Annotated in this window: 22 protein-coding genes; 11 read left to right on the top strand and 11 right to left on the bottom strand. The window is 51.0% G+C overall.

The window, feature by feature from the left end:
- Positions 1-6: 6 nt before the first annotated feature.
- Positions 7-1,230 carry an AmmeMemoRadiSam system protein B gene (amrB, locus tag ACOQPU_RS14280; protein ID WP_420645769.1) on the bottom strand — a complete coding sequence of 408 codons (1,224 nt, stop codon included), beginning with the start codon at positions 1,228-1,230 and terminating at the stop codon, positions 7-9.
- 148 nt (positions 1,231-1,378) lie between these two features.
- Here amrB and ACOQPU_RS14275 point away from each other — a divergent pair, with 148 nt between their 5' ends.
- On the top strand, positions 1,379-2,908 hold the full coding sequence (locus ACOQPU_RS14275; RefSeq protein ID WP_420645768.1) for a M1 family metallopeptidase: 1,530 nt from the start codon (positions 1,379-1,381) through the stop codon (positions 2,906-2,908).
- Positions 2,909-2,967: 59 nt separating this feature from the next.
- Here the strand turns inward: ACOQPU_RS14275 and ACOQPU_RS14270 are convergent, their stop codons facing one another.
- The 4 genes from ACOQPU_RS14270 to ACOQPU_RS14255 all read right to left on the bottom strand — a co-directional run bounded on the left by ACOQPU_RS14270 (position 2,968) and on the right by ACOQPU_RS14255 (position 6,560).
- On the bottom strand, positions 2,968-3,819 hold the full coding sequence (locus ACOQPU_RS14270; protein ID WP_420645767.1) for a mechanosensitive ion channel family protein: 852 nt from the start codon (positions 3,817-3,819) through the stop codon (positions 2,968-2,970).
- Positions 3,812-4,186 (bottom strand): hypothetical protein, encoded by a 375-nt coding sequence (locus tag ACOQPU_RS14265; protein WP_420645766.1) that lies wholly within the window; start codon positions 4,184-4,186, stop codon positions 3,812-3,814. Before ACOQPU_RS14265 ends, ACOQPU_RS14270 begins: the two co-directional genes overlap by 8 nt.
- 2 nt (positions 4,187-4,188) lie before the next feature.
- Positions 4,189-4,794 (bottom strand): RNA polymerase sigma factor, encoded by a 606-nt coding sequence (locus ACOQPU_RS14260; protein ID WP_420645765.1) that lies wholly within the window; start codon positions 4,792-4,794, stop codon positions 4,189-4,191.
- A 266-nt stretch (positions 4,795-5,060) separates the two neighbouring features.
- Positions 5,061-6,560, bottom strand: a complete 1,500-nt coding sequence (locus ACOQPU_RS14255) for a mechanosensitive ion channel (protein ID WP_420645764.1) — start codon at positions 6,558-6,560, stop codon at positions 5,061-5,063.
- Between the two features lie 391 nt (positions 6,561-6,951).
- On the opposite strand from ACOQPU_RS14255, the gene ACOQPU_RS14250 reads away from it, so the two are divergent.
- Positions 6,952-7,410 (top strand): hypothetical protein, encoded by a 459-nt coding sequence (locus ACOQPU_RS14250; RefSeq protein WP_420645763.1) that lies wholly within the window; start codon positions 6,952-6,954, stop codon positions 7,408-7,410.
- A gap of 15 nt (positions 7,411-7,425) precedes the next feature.
- Positions 7,426-9,246 (top strand): Ig-like domain-containing protein, encoded by a 1,821-nt coding sequence (locus tag ACOQPU_RS14245; RefSeq protein ID WP_420645762.1) that lies wholly within the window; start codon positions 7,426-7,428, stop codon positions 9,244-9,246.
- Positions 9,247-9,342: 96 nt separating this feature from the next.
- On the opposite strand, the gene ACOQPU_RS14240 is transcribed toward ACOQPU_RS14245, so the two are convergent.
- Positions 9,343-10,008, bottom strand: coding sequence for an FHA domain-containing protein (locus ACOQPU_RS14240; RefSeq protein ID WP_420645761.1), 666 nt, complete (start codon positions 10,006-10,008; stop codon positions 9,343-9,345).
- 159 nt (positions 10,009-10,167) lie between these two features.
- Between ACOQPU_RS14240 and ACOQPU_RS14235 the strand changes: the two genes are divergently transcribed.
- Genes ACOQPU_RS14235 through ACOQPU_RS14215 form a run of 5 tightly spaced genes read left to right on the top strand, consistent with a single transcriptional unit; the run spans position 10,168 to position 12,301 of the window.
- The gene (locus ACOQPU_RS14235; protein WP_420645760.1) at positions 10,168-10,539 is read left to right on the top strand and encodes a PadR family transcriptional regulator; all 372 of its coding nucleotides are present in this window, start codon (positions 10,168-10,170) and stop codon (positions 10,537-10,539) included.
- A 14-nt stretch (positions 10,540-10,553) separates the two neighbouring features.
- Positions 10,554-11,030 (top strand): hypothetical protein, encoded by a 477-nt coding sequence (locus ACOQPU_RS14230; protein ID WP_420645759.1) that lies wholly within the window; start codon positions 10,554-10,556, stop codon positions 11,028-11,030.
- A 34-nt stretch (positions 11,031-11,064) separates the two neighbouring features.
- Positions 11,065-11,406, top strand: a complete 342-nt coding sequence (locus ACOQPU_RS14225; protein ID WP_420645758.1) for a hypothetical protein — start codon at positions 11,065-11,067, stop codon at positions 11,404-11,406.
- Between the two features lie 49 nt (positions 11,407-11,455).
- Complete coding sequence (locus ACOQPU_RS14220) at positions 11,456-11,812, top strand: DUF952 domain-containing protein (protein WP_420645757.1); 357 nt, start codon at positions 11,456-11,458, stop codon at positions 11,810-11,812.
- 27 nt (positions 11,813-11,839) lie between these two features.
- Positions 11,840-12,301, top strand: coding sequence for a DinB family protein (locus tag ACOQPU_RS14215; protein ID WP_420645756.1), 462 nt, complete (start codon positions 11,840-11,842; stop codon positions 12,299-12,301).
- 73 nt (positions 12,302-12,374) lie between these two features.
- Here ACOQPU_RS14215 and ACOQPU_RS14210 read toward each other — a convergent pair whose 3' ends face one another.
- Together ACOQPU_RS14210 and ACOQPU_RS14205 are read right to left on the bottom strand one after the other, a co-directional pair.
- A complete protein-coding gene (locus tag ACOQPU_RS14210; RefSeq protein WP_420645755.1) occupies positions 12,375-12,842 on the bottom strand; it encodes an SRPBCC family protein in 468 nt (155 codons plus the stop codon).
- The gene (locus ACOQPU_RS14205; protein ID WP_420645754.1) at positions 12,829-13,419 is read right to left on the bottom strand and encodes a TetR/AcrR family transcriptional regulator; all 591 of its coding nucleotides are present in this window, start codon (positions 13,417-13,419) and stop codon (positions 12,829-12,831) included. Before ACOQPU_RS14205 ends, ACOQPU_RS14210 begins: the two co-directional genes overlap by 14 nt.
- A gap of 224 nt (positions 13,420-13,643) precedes the next feature.
- On the opposite strand from ACOQPU_RS14205, the gene ACOQPU_RS14200 reads away from it, so the two are divergent.
- The 3 genes from ACOQPU_RS14200 (at position 13,644) to ACOQPU_RS14190 (ending at position 16,410) form a co-directional block, all read left to right on the top strand.
- Positions 13,644-14,486 (top strand): glycosyltransferase, encoded by an 843-nt coding sequence (locus ACOQPU_RS14200; protein WP_420645753.1) that lies wholly within the window; start codon positions 13,644-13,646, stop codon positions 14,484-14,486.
- Positions 14,487-14,882: 396 nt separating this feature from the next.
- Positions 14,883-15,620, top strand: coding sequence for a hypothetical protein (locus ACOQPU_RS14195; RefSeq protein WP_420645752.1), 738 nt, complete (start codon positions 14,883-14,885; stop codon positions 15,618-15,620).
- 127 nt (positions 15,621-15,747) lie between these two features.
- Positions 15,748-16,410, top strand: coding sequence for a hypothetical protein (locus ACOQPU_RS14190; protein ID WP_420645751.1), 663 nt, complete (start codon positions 15,748-15,750; stop codon positions 16,408-16,410).
- Between the two features lie 155 nt (positions 16,411-16,565).
- Here the strand turns inward: ACOQPU_RS14190 and ACOQPU_RS14185 are convergent, their stop codons facing one another.
- Genes ACOQPU_RS14185 through ACOQPU_RS14175 form a run of 3 tightly spaced genes read right to left on the bottom strand, consistent with a single transcriptional unit; the run spans position 16,566 to position 20,279 of the window.
- The gene (locus ACOQPU_RS14185; protein ID WP_420645750.1) at positions 16,566-17,603 is read right to left on the bottom strand and encodes an alpha/beta hydrolase; all 1,038 of its coding nucleotides are present in this window, start codon (positions 17,601-17,603) and stop codon (positions 16,566-16,568) included.
- A gap of 12 nt (positions 17,604-17,615) precedes the next feature.
- Positions 17,616-18,479, bottom strand: coding sequence for an SDR family oxidoreductase (locus ACOQPU_RS14180; protein ID WP_420645749.1), 864 nt, complete (start codon positions 18,477-18,479; stop codon positions 17,616-17,618).
- A gap of 12 nt (positions 18,480-18,491) precedes the next feature.
- A complete protein-coding gene (locus ACOQPU_RS14175) occupies positions 18,492-20,279 on the bottom strand; it encodes a hypothetical protein (RefSeq protein WP_420645748.1) in 1,788 nt (595 codons plus the stop codon).
- Positions 20,280-20,455: the final 176 nt, after the last annotated feature.

Here is a 20,455-nt window from a genome sequence, read left to right as displayed (position 1 = left end):
GTAAACTCACTCTAGCAAAATGCCAGCGATGGAGACGAAGGAATGATCCTCATCGTCGGCGGGGCAGTGGTCGTAGGCCACCTGAATGCCTTTGGTGCCTTGCAGGTAGCGCAGCAGCAGGTAGATGGGGGAGAAGCCGCACACTTTGTTGCGATCTTCCACGGCGGCAACTTGATCGTAAAAGCTGGCGTCGTCGCCGCGAATGATGGCCTGGACGAGGTTGTGGTCGGTCTGGCGCAGGGCGGCGCGGCGCGTGTCGTCCATGATGTAGTCGTCGTCAAAGGCGGGGCCAACGTGGGCAAAATCTACCGAGGCCACAGTAAGCACCTTTTTCCCGGCAGTGGCGCGTTGCAGAGTGGTTACGGCCGTATCCAACAAATCATCTTTCGCTGGATGCCCCCCATTCATCACAAAATGGTGAAACGAGCCGCACAAAATGGGAATCATTGGTTTGGGGTCGATGCCTGCCTGCTGGTAAAGGTAATGCAGCCAGACGGCCGAAAGCTCAACCGAATGTTCTCTACGGTGGTGCAGCTCTTCGGCAAAAGCGGCCTCTTCGCCGATGGCGGTGGTCAGTTCATCTACCAATTCCGTATCGGTTGGCAGGATGCCGTAGGGGGTGGCATAGGGTTGGCGGGTGAGGGTGAATGTTCCCAGGCCGCCTTTGTGGTCGGTGCCTAAAATGATAACGAGGTCTGCTTCGAGAACGGCCGTTTGCGCCCGCCGCCACACCTTTGCGTACACTTTGCCGCCCCGCTGGTAATCAATGTGTGGCGAAATGATGGCTCGGCCACGCCACGGCTGCCAGCCGTTCAGGTCATCGTTTTTACCGTACTCATCCAGCATCATCGTGAGCCGGCGTGGATTGGCCGGGTAGCTCAAATCCGCCAAGGCTGGGGAGCGATGGGGTTGGTTGCGGTACGCTTCTTTTTGCTGGGCCAAAGCGTACTGGGCGCGTTCATTATCTAATAAACAGGCGGCGTCTAGCTGGGCCAACGCCTGCTCCGTAATGGCAAAATCGAGCGGCTGGCCGATTTGCTGGCAAAAGGCGGCGTGGATTTCCTGGGGGGTGCGATTGCCATCCATAAAAAGAAGCAACTGCGCCAGCGCGGGGGGCATTATCAACTGTTCATCAGACAGTTCCAAAGGGTCGTGCAAATACCACATCTGTTCCCCCTGGTGGTACACTGGCTGAAAGTCTAGCTGGCGCAGGCGCGGTTTTTGGGTCAATTTGTTGCTCCTTGAGTTAGCGGCTGGTGGTTAGTAGCTAGTTTGACTAGCAACTAGCCTCTAGCCGCTAATTTGTTAACTATTGATGGGCATTTGGGGCAGCCCCATTGACATTTTGCCACTGCCAGCCCAGTATGGGGAAATGAAGATGAAAATGCAAGCACTCCAAGCGAAGGTTAAGAAAGATAATCCGCAGATTTTAAAGATTACGCAGATTTTTTTGATCTTGGGCTTTTTGTTGGTTGGTTGTGGAGCAGATGATGCCGCCACGCCGACGCCGATTCAAGTTGAGGCAATCCCAACAATTGCCGCCACGCCGACGTTATTTCCAGAGCCAACGGCCGTTCCCCCAACCCCGCTCAACACCACTCCAGACGCCACCGCCCCTCTGCCTTTTGCAGGACTCTCCATTGGCGATCCATATGCACCAGAGCTGGGCAATCTGGGATACGATGTACTCGAATATGATCTCATCATGGCGTTGGATCCGGCAGTGGAGAATATTGATGCCACTGTGCAAATTGGTGGCGTGATCACAGCACCAGAGCTGGCGGCTATTCCGCTTGATTTTGTCGGTTTTGAAGTCACCGAGACACTGTTGGATGGGCAACCAGTTGCCTTTGTTCATGAAAATGACAAGCTGGTTATACTGCCAGCACGGCCGTTACCTGAAAACAGCCCCTTTGATTTGTCCATCAGCTATTCCGGGAACCCGATGGAACGGCCGTCTGCCTACGCCGGTTTTGCCAGTTCGCTGGGCATGAGTTTCCACAATGGTGAAAGTATCTACGTGCTTTCCGAGCCAGATGGCTCGCGCTTTTGGTTCCCCAACAATGACCACCCGCGTGACAAGGCAACCTATCGCTTTGAAATTACCGTACCCGCAGGGCTTACGGCCGTTGCCAACGGCCTGCTCATCGAGCAAATTGATAGTGAAACCAGCAGCACCTTCATCTGGGAGCATGATTTTTTGATGGCATCATACTTGGCAACGGTGGTGGTGGGCGACTTTGAGCGGGTGGAAGAGCTTTCGCCCGACGGAGTGCTGTTGCGACATTACGTGACAGAAGCGGCCAGAGATGAGTTTGAAACGGCCGTTGCCGACGTCGGCGAAGCGATTGATTGGATGAGTGAACGCTTTGGCCCTTATCCATATGAAGCGTTTGGCTTTGTCACGGCCGACGTCTCCAGTGTCTCGTTAGAAACGCAAACAATGGTGTTGCTGGCCAACAACATGATCGGCCAGCGCACGGTGATGCACGAATTGGCACATATGTGGTTTGGCAACTGGGTTAGTTTAGATTCGTGGCAGCAAATGTGGCGCAACGAAGGGTTTGCCACCTATGTGCAGCTCATGTGGGAGACCGGGGACGATCCCGAAGCGTTGCAGCTAGTGATTGAATCGTTTCGTTCGGCCGTAGAAGAAAATGGAGATGATTTCGTGCTAGGCAATCCGCCTCCGGCGCAGCTATTTAGCTTCAAAATTTACTTTGGCGGGGCGGTGTTTGTGCATGAATTGCGGCAAGAGATGGGGGACGAGGCGTTTTTTAGTGGCTTGCAAGATTATTTTGCTATTTATGGGGGCGGCACCGCCAGCGATGACCAATTCCGCGAGGTGATGGAAGTGGCTCACGGCGCACCGCTAGACGACTTCTTTGCGGAATGGCTCAAAGAATGAACGGGTGAACGGGTGATTTTTTCACCTTGTCACCCTATCACCCCTTCACCTTGTCAAAACTATTCGTCTAGTTCAAGGATCGGCTGATCCCAGTCGGAATCTTTCACTTTTACGGCCGCTTCCGTCAGAACCGTATTCGGCACTACCAAACGTTCGCCCTCTACGCGAATTTCCGCATTAAGCGTGCCAATTGCTTCCAAAATACCTTCTTCACCGTCAATGATGATGCGATCCCCCATTTCGTACTGCTCGCGAGCATAGTAGCCCGCCAGCACGCCACGAGCCACGTCTCGGCCACCCAGGCCAAATGCCAATGCCAGCCCGGCCACAATGATGGTGATCACATTGGTGAAGATATTGGTCATGATTGCGGCGTTAATACCCAACTGCTCCAGCACCACAATGACAATCATGATGATGAGCAGCACGTTGACCCCTTGGCCTACTTCCTGGTGAAACTCCACACCCATGCCGCTCATGGCTGCCTGCGCCGCCTTGCCCAGGAACTGCGCCAGCAGCACACCAGCCGTTAATGTGGCCAACGCTGCCAGCAGCCGAGGTAGGAAAGCAATCAGATTACGCAGCGGGTCTACGGCCGCAGTTAACCCCAAACTTTCTAGCGCAATCAAAATAAAGTTGAGGAAGATAATCCAGTAAAGTAAGGTGCCCAACAGTTGCGAGCCAGAGCGGTTAATCTGTGCCCGCTCAAGCCCCGCCTTAATGCCAGTGCGTTCCAACAGATCTTCCAGCCGCAGCTTTTCAGCCAGCCGTTGCACCAAGCTAGAAATGCCCTTGGCCAGCAGCCAGCCAGCAAACAGGATAATGAGTGCAGTAACCAGACGCGGTACATAATCAATGGCGTTAGCTACCAAATTGCTAAAAGCGTTTTGGATAATCTCAAGATCAATCATTTCTTCTGCGTCTCCTTCGGTTCCTTTGTTCTTTATTTGGCGTGTCTAGCAACGGCCGTAACAGGCTTATGGCCACGCTGCTAAAGCCGCCAGTCCCCATTCTGACAACATTTTTAGCTAGGTCAGACCGATGAATTTGGTGGATGAGGCGGCGGCGCACCCGCTGGGCGCGTTCTGGGTCCAAATCTGGTAGCTTGATAACGGCCGTTTGCGATGGCTGCCCTTCCCACAGCGCATCGACTATTTCCAGGCTGGCTTCATCTTCCGCAAGCTGGGCCATAACCGCTTCATTTTCGGTGTCGTTCAGCTCGCCCGCTACAAAGCGGCGGAGCAGCTCTTTTGAGAGGGGTTTTGGATTATTGATCATACTCATTCACCTGCTAGCATTCGGTACTCTACCTGCAAAGCCAGTCTTGCCCGCTGCACGCGCATCTTGGCAGCACTAATGCCAATGTCTAGCGTGGCGGCAATTTCGTTATACGGCCGTTCTTCCATATCCTTCATATACAAAATCTCGCTTACACCAGGGTCCAAATTGGCCAAAGCCTTCGCCAACATTTCCCGCTTGTATAGCGCCTGATACGATTTTTCTACCGATTCGCCCGAAGGCATAATCTCGGCGATCGTCTCCATTTCCGTTTCGGCTTCCTGCGGTCGTCGCCCGCGCCGCCGAATCTCATTTTGGCAAGTGTTGATCGCCACCCGGTAAAGCCAGGTCTTAAAAGAAGAGCGTCCTTCAAATTGATGTAAACTTCGGTAAACCTTGAAAAATACTTCTTGCGTTAAATCTTCTGCGTCTTCGCGGTTGCGCATATAGCTGTAGCATACGCGCCACACCACCGACTGATACCGCCGGAACATTTCCTGAAACGGCCGATCGTCTTTGCCTCCCCGTTTTTGGCAGACTTCGATTAACGCAACGTCTGATAATTCCGCCAGAGCCTGTTGCCCCATACCGATAAAAATACCCCTCACCGTTGGTCAGCCGCTTCCACAACAAAGCGTTTGACCTTGTGCAAAACTGAGTTTGCTCAGCGTAAAGTCGCAAATGCCAGTATTCTATTCGATTATTATGGTCTACGCCGCTCATTTTTGCACCGATTGATTTATAAGAAGGTGGATTTTTGCATTTAAGGGCATGACCATCGCAAAAACCCACCCCGAACACAATTACTTTTTCTTAAATCTTGTTTACCAGAGGTGACCGTCACTTTCAAAAGTGACGGTCACCAAAACAGGTATTAATCGCCGCTGCTGCTTTCTTCTCCGCGCAAGTTGGCTACCAAACGTTCCACTTCACGCCCGGCAATCTCTCGGCTACCCAAGCCAAAGGCCAGGGCTGCCGCCACACCCAATGCGCCCAGCATAATGCCAAATGCCATGTTCACAATGTCGTTGGCGACGCCAAGCTGGCGCAAGGCCATGGCGGTTGTTAGCACCAAAATAGCCACCCGTGCCAACGTCGCGGTGAAGTTGGCTTGCGTACCGCCAGCACTCAAGATGAGATTGCGGGCCAGATTGGCCAAATAAAGGCCAATCGCAAAGATGATGACGGCCAAAACAAGCTGCCCGCCAAAGCCAATGAAGGTTGCCAAAATGCCAGACAGGAAGTCTGAGCCGAGCAGCTCGGCAGCAGAGAGCGAGGCAAACAGCATGATGCCCACGATGATGAGGTAGCTCACCAAGTGGGTGGGGCGACGGGTGCCGCTCCAGGTGAGGCCCAGCTTGCTGGGAATGTTGTCAAAGCCAACGCCGCGCAGCAGGTCGGTGATGAGGTTGGCAATCATACGGCCGATGTAGAAAGAGATGACGAGCACCAACGCGGCCCCAAAGATGTTGGGCAGCGCATCGATGAGGGTCGTGAGCATCAGCGTGGCGGGTTGGGAGATGGCTTCAATGTTTAGGGAGTCGAGTGCGGAAATAATGGCAAACAGCAGGATGAAGGTGTACAGCACCGTACCAACCATTTTAGAAAGGGTTCTTTCCCCAGTGAGGCCCAAGCGTTCGCCAAAGCTATCGCTGCCCAAAGCTGCCAAGAGGTTAGAAACGACCTGGCGCACCACGCGGGCAATGAACCAGCCAATGAGTAGGGTGATGGCTGCACCAAAGATGTTGGGAATGTAGCTCAGAAATTCTTCAAACACATTTTGGATGGGGGCCGCAATGGCCTGGACGCCCAGCGCATTGAGAATGGCGGGCAGGAATAACAGGAAGATGAACCAGTAAACGGCCGTTGCCAATGATTCTGCTACAGAGACTTGTTCACCCTCTTCCAGGCTGGCGTGCTTGCTAAGCCAGTTGTCTACATTGAGCATGGCGGCACCACGCCGCACTAACGAGCGCAGCACGGTGGCAATGACAAACGCCGCCACTAACAGCAGGGCGGCTGAGCCCAGACGCGGCAGATATTCTGTTGTGATGCGGTCTAGCAGTGATTGCAGCGGCACGGCAACGCCAGGCAAGTTGATTTGCTGCAAAAAGCCCACAATGAAGAAGAGGAAAATAAGCCAAAACACAATCTTGCCGATGACATCCTCAACGGAGAACGGCCGTACCCCATCTTCACCTTCAAACCATTTTGCAGCCTGGTTATCTAAGTTGGTTCGTTTTAGCAGCCGCCTTATCAGGCTGGCTACTAATCGGGCCACTAAATAACCAACAATTAACAGCAAAACACCACCCAAAAACGATAAAATGGGCGCACCAATTGGACCTGCAAAAAACTCTTGAATCTGTTCCATTTTAACTGCTCCTTTTTAGATTACTTCTTCACAAAAACTTTGGTAAAATAACCCTGACACTTCGGACACCATATCCAAACAGTCGTCACAAATTTAAGTCCTTGCGTCACAAGAAACGATCTTCTTATTTATTAATTGGTTCGGCAATATTGGGAAGAGGCAGAATCAAATCGTCCGTTTTGGCATCAGAACCCACGAATATTTACCCGCTTTTGGGGCAGAAACGGCCGTTTCTGCCCATATTTTGGTTAGCAGTTTCCAAAATCATATGTGACTAATTTCCTAATTCCTGTGTCTTATTTGGGCAGACGTATCTTGTATTTCTATCGTTAAGGGCAGCAATGCCAAAATTTATGCGATTTCATTTTAGTTAGTTAGGAGGTTGTTTGTAATGAATCCTTGGGTCACCTTAGTTATTGGTTTAATTTTAGGTTGGGTTATAGAGTGGGTCATTGACTGGCTCTTTTGGCGGCGTGAAGATGAGGAAACGGCCGCTTCTACCCGCACGGTGGATATAGACCTGCAAGGTAAATTGGCTGCGATCGAGGCAGAAAAAGAGTCCTTGGCAGCTCGGCTGCAAGAAGCCCTCAATAAAGAACCTGAAGTAATCGTGCAAGAAGTGATTAAAGAAGTCATGGTGAAGCCGGATCGCCTGCAGAAGATTCATGGCATCGGCGATGTATTTACCCGCCGCTTTAATGAGGCTGGTGTTTTCAGTTTTGCTCAACTTGCAGCTCTTTCGCCCGAACGCGCCCGCGAAATCATCGATCCTGAAGAATGGCAAGCGATTGAACCCGAGCAGTGGATTGCAGAAGCCAGGCAGTTTGCTGAGAAAACCCAAAGCAACTAGGCAAAGGATAACGAAATGATTCATCACAGAGAAAAAGACGAAGTAAGACGCTTCGATATTTTCAAATTGATTATTTTGCTCATCCTCATCGCCCTGTTGCTCTGGTTCTGGCTATCGCCCCCTGCATTTGTACAAGGCCCAGATGATGCTGTGGAGGATACGGCCGTTGCCACTGACACTACCGATGACGCAGGCACTAGTTCCGTTGTGGATGAGCCAACGGACGATGAGGAAATGGCCGAAATCGACGTCCCCGAACTGGAATCCCCCGTGCTAACCAACGGGCTGGAAGCGGGCACCGTCAGCCTGAGCGGCAGCGGCACGCCCGGTTCCACCGTCCGCATTATTGTGGATGGCGAAGAAGTTGGCACCACAGAAGTTGGTAGCGACGGTAGCTGGAACTTCGACCTCGATTTGGAAGCTGGTTCCCGCACCCTGACGCTAGAAGCATTAGATGCAGACGGCAATGTGGCGCGATCTGTTGATTTTCCATCGTTTGATGTCTCTGCCCCATCTGTTGATCTGGATATTCCCACCTTGAACCTGCCGGATGGTGAGTTGTTGGGTGGCGCATTGAACCTGAGCGGCACCGGCACCCCCGGCAGCGAAGTCGGCGTGGTTGTGGATGGCGAACTGGTTGGCACCGCGACCGTTGGTGATGACGGCAGCTGGGCACTGGACACAGAGTTACCGGCTGGCGATTACGACGTGCGCCTGCAAGCCATAGATTTGGATGGCAATGTCGCCAGCGAATCGGACGGCTTTAATTTGTCACTGGGCGAGCTGACTTTGCCAGACTTTGATCTGCCCGGCCTCGATTTTAATGCGGGCGAGGTCGATTTGAGTGGCGTAGGTACTCCTGGCAGCACGATGGAACTCGTCGCCAACGGTGAGGTGGTCGGTACGGCCGTTGTAGGCGATGATGGTACTTGGTCCATTCCCGTTGATTTGCCAGTAGGCGATTACGATCTCAGCTTGCGAATGTTAGATGCTGATGGCAATCTGCTGGCTGAATCGGTTGGCCGCAACGTGACGGTGGCGGCTGAAGCGTCAGGCGCAGAATTTGTATTGCCGATGTTTGATTTGCCCGCGGCAGATTTGGCAGGAGGCGACGTGACGCTGACTGGAATTGGCACCCCCGGCGCAGAAGTGGAAATTGTGGTGAATGGTGAGGTGGTTGGTACGATTGTTGTAGGCGATGATGGCAGTTGGGAATTCCCCACCACGTTGCCCACCGGCGATTACGAATTGACCCTGCGCACGGTAGATGATGCTGGAACGGCCGTTGAGACCGACCCGTTTACCTTCTCACTAGCCGCTGCCGCCCCCACGCTGGATGAACCTGCCGACGGCAGCAGTGCCGACGGTGGTGAACTTGCCTTTAGCGGCATGGGCGAACCGGGCAGCGAAGTCGAAATTCTGGACGGGGATGAGGTGGTTGGAACGGCCGTTGTGGCTGATGATGGCACCTGGAACTTCAGCTACACGCCCGCTGCAGGTGACCACACCTTTGGCGTACGCGCCGCAGGTGCTAGCGAAACCGCAGCGACAAGCAATGTGACCGTTACCGAAGCGGCTGATTCGTCTGATAGCAGTTCCTCTGGAGAAACCAGCAGCAGTGGTGATGCAGAAGCCTCATTGCCAGCCGATTTCTGTAGCGATGCAGCACCGGGCATTGACCAGGGCGATACGTACATCGTGGCTGCCTGTGAATGGCTTACCAAGATTGCCAATCGTCTGGGCATTCCCTATGCGGACCTCATCGGCGTGAATCCGCAAATTGCAGACCCGAACCTGATTTACCCAGGTCAGATTATCAATTTGCCACCGCGATAACAGAACGTGGTAGGGGCAGTCACAGGGGTCTGTCCAGGGTAGAGAAAGAAGAAGAATAATCGAAAGACCCGTCAGTTTTGTCTGGCGGGTCTTTTTTTATGGACAGGCGGGGTTAAAGCCAAGGGGGCCGAGGATTGTTTCCCAGAACGGCCGTAATCCGCCGCAATACAGTAATTCACCCTGCTGGTAACTATCTAAAAAGAAGAGAGTTCCCACGCATAGTAGACAGGCTACGATGAGCAAGCAGCCGCAGCCAATGAGGATGCGATTACGATTGGGGGAAACGGCCGTTTCCGGCGCGTCAAAATCATCAAAAGTTGGGGGATGAGCCGGCTGTGGTTCTGGTAGGGTACCTGGTTCTGTGTAAGCTGGCATTGGTTCTGGCGGTAGTGCTGGCGTCACCACATCATCTTCTGGTGCATACACAATTTCTGAGGCCATGCCTGCTGCCCAAAAGCGCAGCCGCACCGTGTCGCCAAACTCCACGGAGTCGCCATGATTCAACCTTGTTGGCTGATCCAGCCGTAACCCATTCACAAACGAACCGTTCGTACTGCCCAAATCCTCCAGCACATAGCTGTCTGCTTGCGGTGTTAGCTGGGCGTGGCGGCGAGAAATCTCGGCATCGTTGATGATAATGCCGTTGTTGGCAGAACGGCCGATTGTTTGTGGCGCATTGCCCAACGTGAACGTTTGGTTCGGCTCAGGCCCTTGCTCCACAACCAGACGTGCAGGCAATTCGGCAGATGGATTGTCAACCATAATGGTCTCCTGGAGATTGGTGACAAAAAGATGGGGGAGTATAAAAATAAAGGGTTGGCTTTGTCAATGCCACTTCATGATTGACACCAAAGATAATCTTTTGTATTCTATTCACATTGGTATTCAACCATTGGTAGAATACCGGGGAGATGGCACTCTTTGGAAATAGAAAATTTACTTGCTCAATGGGAAGATGTTTACAAAAAAGGGTTGCTCTCTTTTTGGATATTGCTGCTTCTACATGAAAATGAACTATATGCCTATGAAATGACGGCCGTTATTGCCGAAATGAGTCACCAGACCATCAAGGTTGATGAGAAGAGCATTTATCGTGCGCTTAAGCGTTTTGAAGACAACCAGCTTATTCAAAGTGAGTTGCGTAAATCTGATAAAGGGCCACCACGACGGTATTTTCGCCTGACTGAAAACGGCCGTCTTTTGTTAGCAAAATTTTGCCAGCGAAATATCTTAATTTTCCAAGAGCCGCAGATTGCCTCCGCAATCCAGAAGGTGATCGCTGCTGAAGAATAGAATTTGAGGACAGGATGATGAAACAAAATATGATTTTCTCCGATTATCCAGAATTGAATGAGAAGGCAAGGGCAACCGCTGCCAGCTTGCAAAAATGGCACCAGCTTCTGCTGGTTGGTCTGGGAGCCGTCATTACTTACGCAATCTTGGGGCTCAGTACGCCGGATAACCTCTTCGATACGTTTTCCTCCGTGTTTCTGTGGTTAATGTTGCTTCTGGCACCAGCCGTTGGAGGGATTGTGATCTTAAAATTCCCCGCCTGGCAGTCCCTCCCCCTAAGCCAGCGCAAGGAAACCATTTTGTACTCATTCGGCTTGAGCCTCTTAACGTTGAGCACCGTCATTTTGTTTGGTATTCGCCTGCATCCTTACGATTTTGGCTATTTGTTGGTGAGTTCTCTGGTGACGGTGGGTTATGGGCTATTCATTTTGTGGCTGTATTTTCGCTTGAGCCATCGAGCAGAAGCTGAAAAGGGTGAGCTGTTCCCGTAAAAAATCCTTTTAGTTGGGGAGCTAGCAGAAACAAGTGGTAGCAACGAAACGGCCGTTCCCTCTCTTACTCTTCCTGCTTCTGCTATGCCTCCTAGCTTGCCGCCCAACTTCTGATTTGCCACAGTTTAACGATAATAAGTTGGGTGTGCATCTGTTGTTGGATGACGGCCGTTTCCAGTGGCCAGCGGCTGAGTGGGCAAACCATCTGGCCTATGCGCGACAAGCGATAGGGACTGGCGGCTATGTGACCCAACTGGTGCGGCTGGATGATTTGGACGTGGCCAAGTGGCAGCAGTTCATGGACTTATGTGCCGTGCAGGAGCTAACCCCCATTTTGCGCCTTTGCCTGACATATTTGTATTTTCTGACGAATTGAGTCGCAAACGGCCGTTGGCGATTGAATTCCTCTCAGCGATAATCGGCAGATGATTATTTTGCATATTATCACCGAGAAAGCATGGCAAACGGCCGTTACCGCTGGCGAATACCGCGCCGATTCATTAGAAAGCGAAGGGTTTATCCACTGTTCAACCGTCGAGCAGGTTCTGATGCCCGCTAACCAAATGTTCGCTGGGCAAACCGACCTCATCTTGCTCACGATTGATCCCACCAAATTAACGGCCAAACTCGTCTACGAAGATTGCTACGAAAGTGGTCACCAATTCCCCCATATTTACGGCCCACTCAATTTAGACGCTGTGACGGGTTTTGTGGCCTTCCCGCCTGATGCAGACGGTATCTTCTCATTACCCTCGGCTCTCCAGGAGCCAAACCATAACTAAACCAAACGTTACGATAAGAGAGTAAATATGAAATTTGTGCCTATTTTTCAACAGAATCGTGCTTACATTGAGCAGATTATCAATACGCTGTCAGATGAGCAATTGCTGCGGATGCCTGACGGGTTCGACAACAACATTGCCTGGAACCTTGGGCATCTCATTGTGGTGCAGCAATCGCTCATTTACCGGCTGTCTGGGTTGCCAACGTTGACCCGGCGGGAGCACGTGCGGCAGTTTTCCCCCGGCACGTCCCCTGCCGATTGGCCAGCCACGCCAGATTTGGCTGAATTGCGGCAGCTCCTGACGGAAACCACAGCCCAAACCATTGCCGACGCGGCGACCAAGCGGTTCCAAAATTACACGCCCTACAGTACAACTACTAAGTTTGACTTACCGACATTTGAAGATGCCACCGCTTTCAACTTGTACCACGAAGCACTTCATTTTGGGGCGATCATGGCGTTGCGCAACGTCGTTAGAGCGAGGTAGTTGGGCAGGGTACGGCCGTTAATCGAGTTTACGAACAAGTTGCCATTGAATCTCACGCAAAGGCGCAAAGTTTTTAAGCCTTAGCCATCTCACCGCTTGTCACATATTTTTCCACCAGGTCCAGCTCCTCATTGTAAATTTTGCGCGAAATGGGAGGCGTGATCAGCTTCTCGATGAAGCCACGCACGCCGGGTGCGGTGCGGGCGTGGGTATGCAGGGTTACTCTAGACGCCTGCCCGTTGCTTACCGGGTCAACGGTAAAGGTGGTGATAACGCCAGCGGCCTTATCCTCTTCTTGCAGCACGTGCCCCGGTTCTGGTTCGGTGACCACCATGTGGTAAGTGGCCTTGTTGCCAAAGACACTCATATGTACGGTGATCTCCGTACCTGCGCCGTTGCCCCCTTTTTCTACAATCATTTCGGTGAAGTATGGTTTGGGCAAGATGGCGTTGTGGCTGTGATGATAATCTGCAAAAACGGCATAGACGGCTTCGGGTGGGGCGTCTATGATGCGTGATACTGAAACTTCATATTGGTTCATGTTTACCTCCAAATTGTGTAATCATTTTTTCGACAACATCTGCCAGGGGGTAGTTGGGCGGGTCCAACAAATATTGTTGAATCGCGCCTTCGACCACGCTGTACAGATAGTAGGCTTCTAGTTCGGGCTGCGGCCAGCCTGCTTGTGCCAGTTCATCTACAAAACAGCCGCGCAGTGCCGCTGTTCGCTGGCGAAAATCATCCCCCAAAATGGACATGATGGCGGGTTGGGTGCGCAGCATGTAAAACAATGCCCAAAATTGCGGTTCGCTGGCCAGCAAATCAAAAATGGCGTGCAGCAGGTTGGGTAACACCTCACCGGGCGGACTGGTTTGCAGAACGGCCGTTATTCGTTCATCAATCCGCGCCATCACAAAATCAAACACGGCCTGCAGCAAACTTTCCTTGTTGGCAAAGTAATGGTACATGAGCCCCACCGAGAGTCCTGCGGCCGTAGCGATGTTGCGGGTGGTGGTGTGGGCATACCCTTTTTGGGCAAACAGGCGCATGGCGCTGTTCAAAATATTGGTTCGGGTCGCTGCCCGAATCGCTTCATTTTGCTTTTCTGTTCTTGGCATAATTTTCTATTGAGCAAGCGTTCAATCAAAATATACACCTTCCCAATTTTTCTGTCAAGTAACCAGGCGATTAACGATTTTGTCGGTAGGGGTAGACCCCCGTGTCTACCCGCTTTTGGGCGCACACGGGGGTACGCCCCTACAAATGGTATATTTCTAAAACTGTCATTTTTTTAAGGTCACGCAAAATTGGCCAGAAAATCATCAAATCGTAGAATTGCGGCATGAGCGTAATTACTTTTATTGCATCTGGAACGCGGGGAGATGTGCAGCCAGCGGTGGCGGTGGGCAAAGCGTTGCGCCAGCGTGGCTACACGGTTCGGGTTTTGGCAGGGGCCAATTTTGCCGATTGGATTGAGCAGCATGGCCTCGTCCCGCTGCCGACGCAGATTGATATGCAGGCGATGATGGCCAGCGAGGGCGGGCGCGATTGGGTGGAAAAGGGACACAACCCGGTACTGCAGCTGCGTATCATGGGGCAGCTTTTGGCAAAACACGGGATGCAAATTGCCAGCGACGCCTGGGAGGCTTGCCAGGGTAGCGATCTCATCGTGAGCAGCTTTACCTCAGATGTCTACGCGGTGGGAATGGCACACAAGCTGGGGGTGCCGCATGTGAGTACGCCGCTACAGCCGACGATGTTTACCACGAAAGACGGCCGTACCCTCCTCAATGCCCCGCTCCCCAAACGAAGTAGCTGGATCAATTATTGTTTTGGCAAATTTTTTATTGAAACGGCCGCCTGGAGCCTGTACGGAGACATTGCCAACCGGGTACGCACGGAAATGCTGGATATGCCCGCCCAAACTCGCGCCGAAAACCGCGAAGATCGCCGAAAAATGACGATTATTCACGGCTACAGTCCCAGCGTGGTGCCACATCCGGCCGATTGGCCTGCCAACTTTCACACAGCGGGCTACTGGTTTTTGGACGAAAATGAGCAGTGGCAGCCGCCCGCCGAGCTGCTTGACTTTTTGGCGGCAGGCGCACCGCCGGTAGCGATTGGCTTTGGCAGCATGACGGCGCGCAATCCACAAAGGCTGAACTTGATCTTTACAAAATCATGAGATTTTGCAGGTGATTTTGTGACATTTGACCAAAAAATTGATAGAGAAATAGGCTGGATGTGTCTATACTATCAATATCTAATTCTAAATTACAAAAAGTTTAGAAGTACAATGCCAGTCCTATCATACACATAACTTACGCCAAATATGTTGTTTAAGTGATTCTTCTGGTAAGGCACAATTCGCTTGGTGGGTCGTGATTTTCTCCTAAAGGTTGTGATGATCTTCTGGTTACTTCATGGCTTACTCCTGCCAAAATTTACAGAAACAACGTCACAGTATCTTCTTCGAAGAGAAAATCATGAGTTTAAACAGCATCAAGCAAATGAAACAACCCTCATTCTTCACCTTCTTTGTATCTTTACCCATTTTCCCTAATCATAAGGAGAAAATACAATGTCAAAATTACGCGAACAACTAGCAGATTATATTAATTATGCAATGGCAATAGCATTTACTGTTGCAGCATTTCTTTTGTCCAAAGATATGCTACTAGATTTGTTGCAACAAAATGTGATTAGAGGAGCACTAACCATTACTTTGTTACTAGTTACTTTAGCCATGTCGTTCTTATATCTGCAAGCGGTTAGAACTGAGTTGGATTTACTTGACAATGTATTGAAGTCTGAAAAAATGCAAATCACCGAAGTTTCTGGAAAGGTTTACCTCGCAATAATAGCCCTGTCCATATTTATTGGATTACTAATAGCTAATGTAACTAACATAATTTATTATGCTGGAATTGCGGCTATATATAGTATTTTTGATATGTATGGACAAGCTATAGTAATTAGAAACTTCAATATACAGTTACATCAAAAAAACTACCGCACTAACATTCCTTTAGTTGAACAAGAGGCTGATGTTTTATTTGATTACTACGTGGGTAAACCATTGCTTGTAAGAATTGCAGCAACATTATCTCTTGAGTGTGCCGCTTTTGCTCTCGCTATATACTCTAATAACCTCAATATTGATTGGGGAACCAATGTTGCATACGCTATCATAATTACAACTCTCATCACTGGTGAAATCTTGATATATTCTTGGCGGAAGTCAAGAGACACTGCTCTCCAGGAAATAAGAGAGCAACGCAAAGAATTACTGATATCAGAGGCAAAAACCCCAGAATAAACAAATTTGGTAACTATTCACGTTCTCGACAAGACATGCGATTTCTTTGCTAAAATTGCGCTCGACCATGAGAGTTCGCTTGTCTAAGTAGTTGCTCCTGTTTTTGAAGATGAAAGGGAATTCTAAATTGAAAGCCAAAATTTACATACCATTAGCTACTTTATTTTTAGGGTTTATTCCAATGCTGATCATGAGCATACTAACAAAAACCTTTTGGATAAATTCTCAGTATAATGAACCATTCGTCTTGATTCCCGCACTTCTAATTGGAGATTCTTTACTACTACCACCTCTCAATTATCATATTTACCTCGCACTTAAAAAGGTAATTATTTTTTTAGAGAAGGCAACGATTTTTAAAACAGTATTTTATAGCTTTCTATTCTCCATATTACTCAATTCTTACACTCATTATCTATGGATTCATGACAACCTTCGCGGGGTCTTAGATCCTGAATATGGCGTAATGTCATTCGCTGGATGGTGGCATTATGGATTCAGTGTTATGCAATTCACAATTATCTTTACATTTGCTGTGATGTGGGTATTGACTGTAAAACAGCAAACACACAAAATGTTCAAAGCATTTGAAAAATCCACCTATATTTTACTAGTGTTCAACATAGTAAATATGTCTGGTCAGTTTATTAACAAAGATATTATTAATGGCGTGGCACCGACTCCAACTTTTACAAGTATTATGGTCGCACTGGCTCCAATAATTGTAGCTCTTACAATTCTTTTCAGTATGAGGAAAATACACCGGTCAAAAACCCCCACCCTTGTTTAGACTATCAAAAGACCCACTAGGATGAAAAGGCTATCTTTTTATGCTGCTTTCTGGATAGTTTACAACTACGCTGCGGCCCGGGCTTGGGTGCGTCGCCTGCTTCGTCATGTTGAATTTTTAAGTGTCAGCAGAAGCTCGTTGGCCATAATTCACAATTAATTCTGCCAGCAGCTGGCATGGAACTGGAGCGCCTGGACGCCAATCTGGTTGTACAGTTGGCCAAAGTTGTGGGGCACGTCAGGGACGATTTGCAGCTGGTGGGGAATGCCTAGTTGGGTGAGCAGGTCGGCAATGGCCGTACTCGCATCGACCGCCCGCATATCCAGTTCACCCACCGCCAGGAACACCTCTAAACCGCTGTCCAGAACGGCCGTCGCGTTTTGTTTCCACAGGCTGGCGGCATCATCCACGCCGCTTTCCGCCATGGGCATCGTGTTGCAATACAGGTCGGGGCGTTGGGCAGCGTAGCGCATTGATCCAGCTGCCCCAAGAGAGAAACCTGCGATGGAACGGCCGTTTCTGTTCGGAATGGTGCGCCAGTTGCCGTCCACCGCGGCAATAAATTCCTGCGTCACCAACAGTTCGTTGGCTGTGTCCCAGGCACCGAAGGCAGCGGGGCGTCTGGGAGCTGCCACAATAAACGGCGGCAGTTCGCCACTGTTGATAAGCTGTGACAGCCACGCCCCCGCATCCTCGTTGGCGGCTTCCACTTCCCGACTAATCGCATTCCAGAACAAAATGTGGCTCCCCTGGCTGCCGTGCAAAAAGTAAAGCACCGGGTATCGCTCGTCCGATTGATCGTAGCCGGGGGGGGTGTAGAGGGTGAAGAAAATCTCTTGCTGCGTGGATTGGCTAAAGAAGCTGTATTCAGCCACGCCTTGCCAGCGCGTGACGGTGGTTTGTTGGGTAACTGTGGGAACGGCCATTTCCGGCGCAGGTGTGTTCGTTGGCAGCGTCGTTGGGCTGGGGGTTACCATGGGCGTTTCGCTCGGTTCAGGCGTTGGCGTTTGTGTCGGCGTGGCCGTCGCGGTTGGCGTGGGGCTGGGGGTGCTGGTAGGAATGAGCGTTGGCGTGGCGGTTGGGGTCTCGGTGAGTGGAATGGGGGTGGCAGATGGTGTGGGTGTAGAGGGCCGTTCTTCAGCTCTACAGCCCAGCAATAAAATCAGCAAAAATAACAGCCCCCACCGTTTCATGATGACTCTATTTTAATGGCGGAAGATGCGAAAAGCTAGTCCCGAACGACGCAAATAGCTTACAGTGTCCCGAATGCGGGCGGGCTGGAAGCCAAATTGGCGAAAAACGGCGTCGTGGTCAGCCACTTCTGGCACAAAAAAGCGATCCATGAAGTAACGGCTGACGGCTGGCCAATACCACCAGTTGAACAGCATCGGAGTAATCGGCCGAAAAATGAGCATGGGGATGGGCAAGGGAATGCGGCGATACCCGGCCACATCCAGCAGCTGCTGCACCAGCGTGGCGTACGGCAGTTGCTCGCTGCCAGCAATGGTTATTGTCTTGTTGATGAGCGTAGAACGGCTGAGGCTTTTAACCAGGCAGCGTACAAAATCTTCTACCCAAAGCGGCTGCATACCCATCTTACCGCCGCCGGGCAACCACACAAATGGCCAGCTCCAAATAGCCAGCCCCACAATCAGTTCAAAGTAGCGGTCGTTACGGCCGTACAGCGACGATGACCGCAAAATCGTGTACTCCAGCCCGCTTTGTTGAATGATGCGCTCCGCTTTCCCTTTGGCTTGCAGCAGCGGGTGCATACTGAGCGGATCTGCGCCAATGCGGCTGGCAAAAATAATGCGCCGCACGCTTGTCCGACGCGCTTCCTCCACCAGCCGCTCGCTGCCATCCACATCCACATGGTTTAGCAGCCGGTTGCGCCCCCGCGCCTCTGAGCTGGCCAAATGCACAACCGTGGTAATTCCCTCCAGCTCCTCGCGCAGCGTGATGGGATTGTTCATGCGTCCCTCGTAGGCACGTGCCGCAATGCCTTCTCGCTCTAGCCAGGCCATCAAAGAACGGCCGACAAAGCCAGTTGCACCAGTTACTAAAATCATCGGAACTCAGGGTTAGGGCAGGGGCGGAACATCGCCGGGGGTGCGGTCTGGTATGCGGTCTTGCTCAACCGTCTGTTTGTACACATCCATCAGCAGGGCATACTCTTTGTGGCGGGTTCCCCGATTGCGGCGGCGTTGCTGGTCCAGCATATTTTCTAGCTGGGCAAAAATGTCGCTCTGAATAACGCTGGGGTAGGGAATATCTTCAAAGACGAGGTTGCTTTCGGCCCCGGCGGTTTCAATTTCTACATTGCCGTAGTTAAAGATGGTGTGGATGAGGCCCGGCGTGTACGCATTCACATTTTGAATATTGCTCAACGGTGCCTGTTTTCGACTCTCGCCAAAGCCAAACGGCCGTCTGTCAATATCCACAATGAGCCGGTCCGTTAGCTGGAACATATCGTTGCGCCAATCTTCCACGCGCCAAATAAGCCAGAGCAAATCGAGCGAGTAGAAAAAAATCAGCGCAGGCAGCAGTTGGCGGAACGTAAAGGCAAAGAAGCGAATCAAGATAAAGGTGATGATGGCCCCCAGCAGGGCCAGCCCCAAAGGAATAGCCGACTCGATGATGACCACAATAAAGTGCTTGCGATAAATGATGGCGTTTTCTTCTTCTACCCGCCAGAAATACCGCTGGCGCAGCCGCCAAAGCAGTCCTCTACGGCGGATGGGTTGGGCTGGCGGCAACTCGGTTGCTTTGTCACCAATGGGCTGGTATTGGGGCTTTACGGCAAAATGCTCGGTAAACGTTTCGCGCATCAGCGACTGCTCTCTGCTGGCATTTAGCGATTTGACAAGCTGGCTTTGGCGGTTGAGCGTCTCTTTTACTTCGATTGGATTGTCGATATTGTCGAAGAAGATGGTGCCAAAGGCGGAAGCGGTGGTGATACGCGCCGTACCAAAGTTAAGCAGGTTAGAGATAAACGTTGGCTTGGCGATCTCCACGCTTTGTACCTGGTCGATCCGCGCCGTTTTTATGTCAACTCGAAAGGTGCGCAGATCAAATTCCCGATGCACCACGCGCTTATTGGTGATCACAAAGTAGTCGTTAGACCAGTCAAGTGTCTGGAACAGTACGACCAGGAGCAAAATCACAAAAAAGAAGCCCGACACCCAAAAGCGCAGGTTGTATAAAAACGTCCCAAGCGGCTGCGAGTTGAAGAAAGAAAATAGGAGGGTAGGCAGTAGCAGCATGGCCAAAACGGGGAAAAAGGTTTGTACGAGCAAGTAAAGGCGGCTGCGCCGGGAGCTATACTCCACCAGCTCATCTGGCAAAATGCTGATGACGGTGCGTTTGCGCTTGGCGGTGGAAAATAGCTTTTGTGCTTCTTCGTAAGCATATGGCGAGAGGCCCGCAACGGTGACGATTTGGCCTTCTATCTCATCCTCTTCGGTTTCCAGCAGAGGTAGGGCATCTGGGTATTGCAGCAGGAAGCGAACAAAATTAGTGCCGCTGATGATGAGAACGGTGGCGGGCTTGTCCCGGTGGGATTTGGCTTTAATGTTGGCGGGATGAACGTTTGGCTCGAACAGCCAATCATCCTGAAAATAGTCGTTGGCTAAATAATCTCTGGTTTCAACGACGTAAGAGTTGTTGGCGATGTCGTCCTGGCGGGTTTCGGCGTAGAGACGGCCGTTCTTGACAATGTACAAACTATCCGCCACATCTCCCTGAAAGGCGACCATGCCCCCGTTTTCATACTGCACCTCATCTGTAATTTGGGTGAGGGCTTCAATATGATCTTCTTCCAGATATTTGAACAGTGGATGATTTTGTAAGAACTCTGCCTTTGTGGTCATACATCTTTCCCAGAGTAAATATACATAACGTTGGCAGTCATTTTAACATAATCATGGTTGGGTGGGAAGTAGGGTAGGAATTTTTATACAGAAGAGACGTTGAAGACGCCGTACAGTCCTTCGTTGTCAGCTTGCCAGGTGGCGGTGATGGCGGGCTGCGGGATTTACCCCCAGAT

The sequence above is a fragment of the Candidatus Leptofilum sp. genome (assembly GCF_965223285.1).
Taxonomy (GTDB): domain Bacteria; phylum Chloroflexota; class Anaerolineae; order Promineifilales; family Promineifilaceae; genus Leptofilum.
This window is presented reverse-complemented; position numbering and strand designations above follow the sequence as displayed.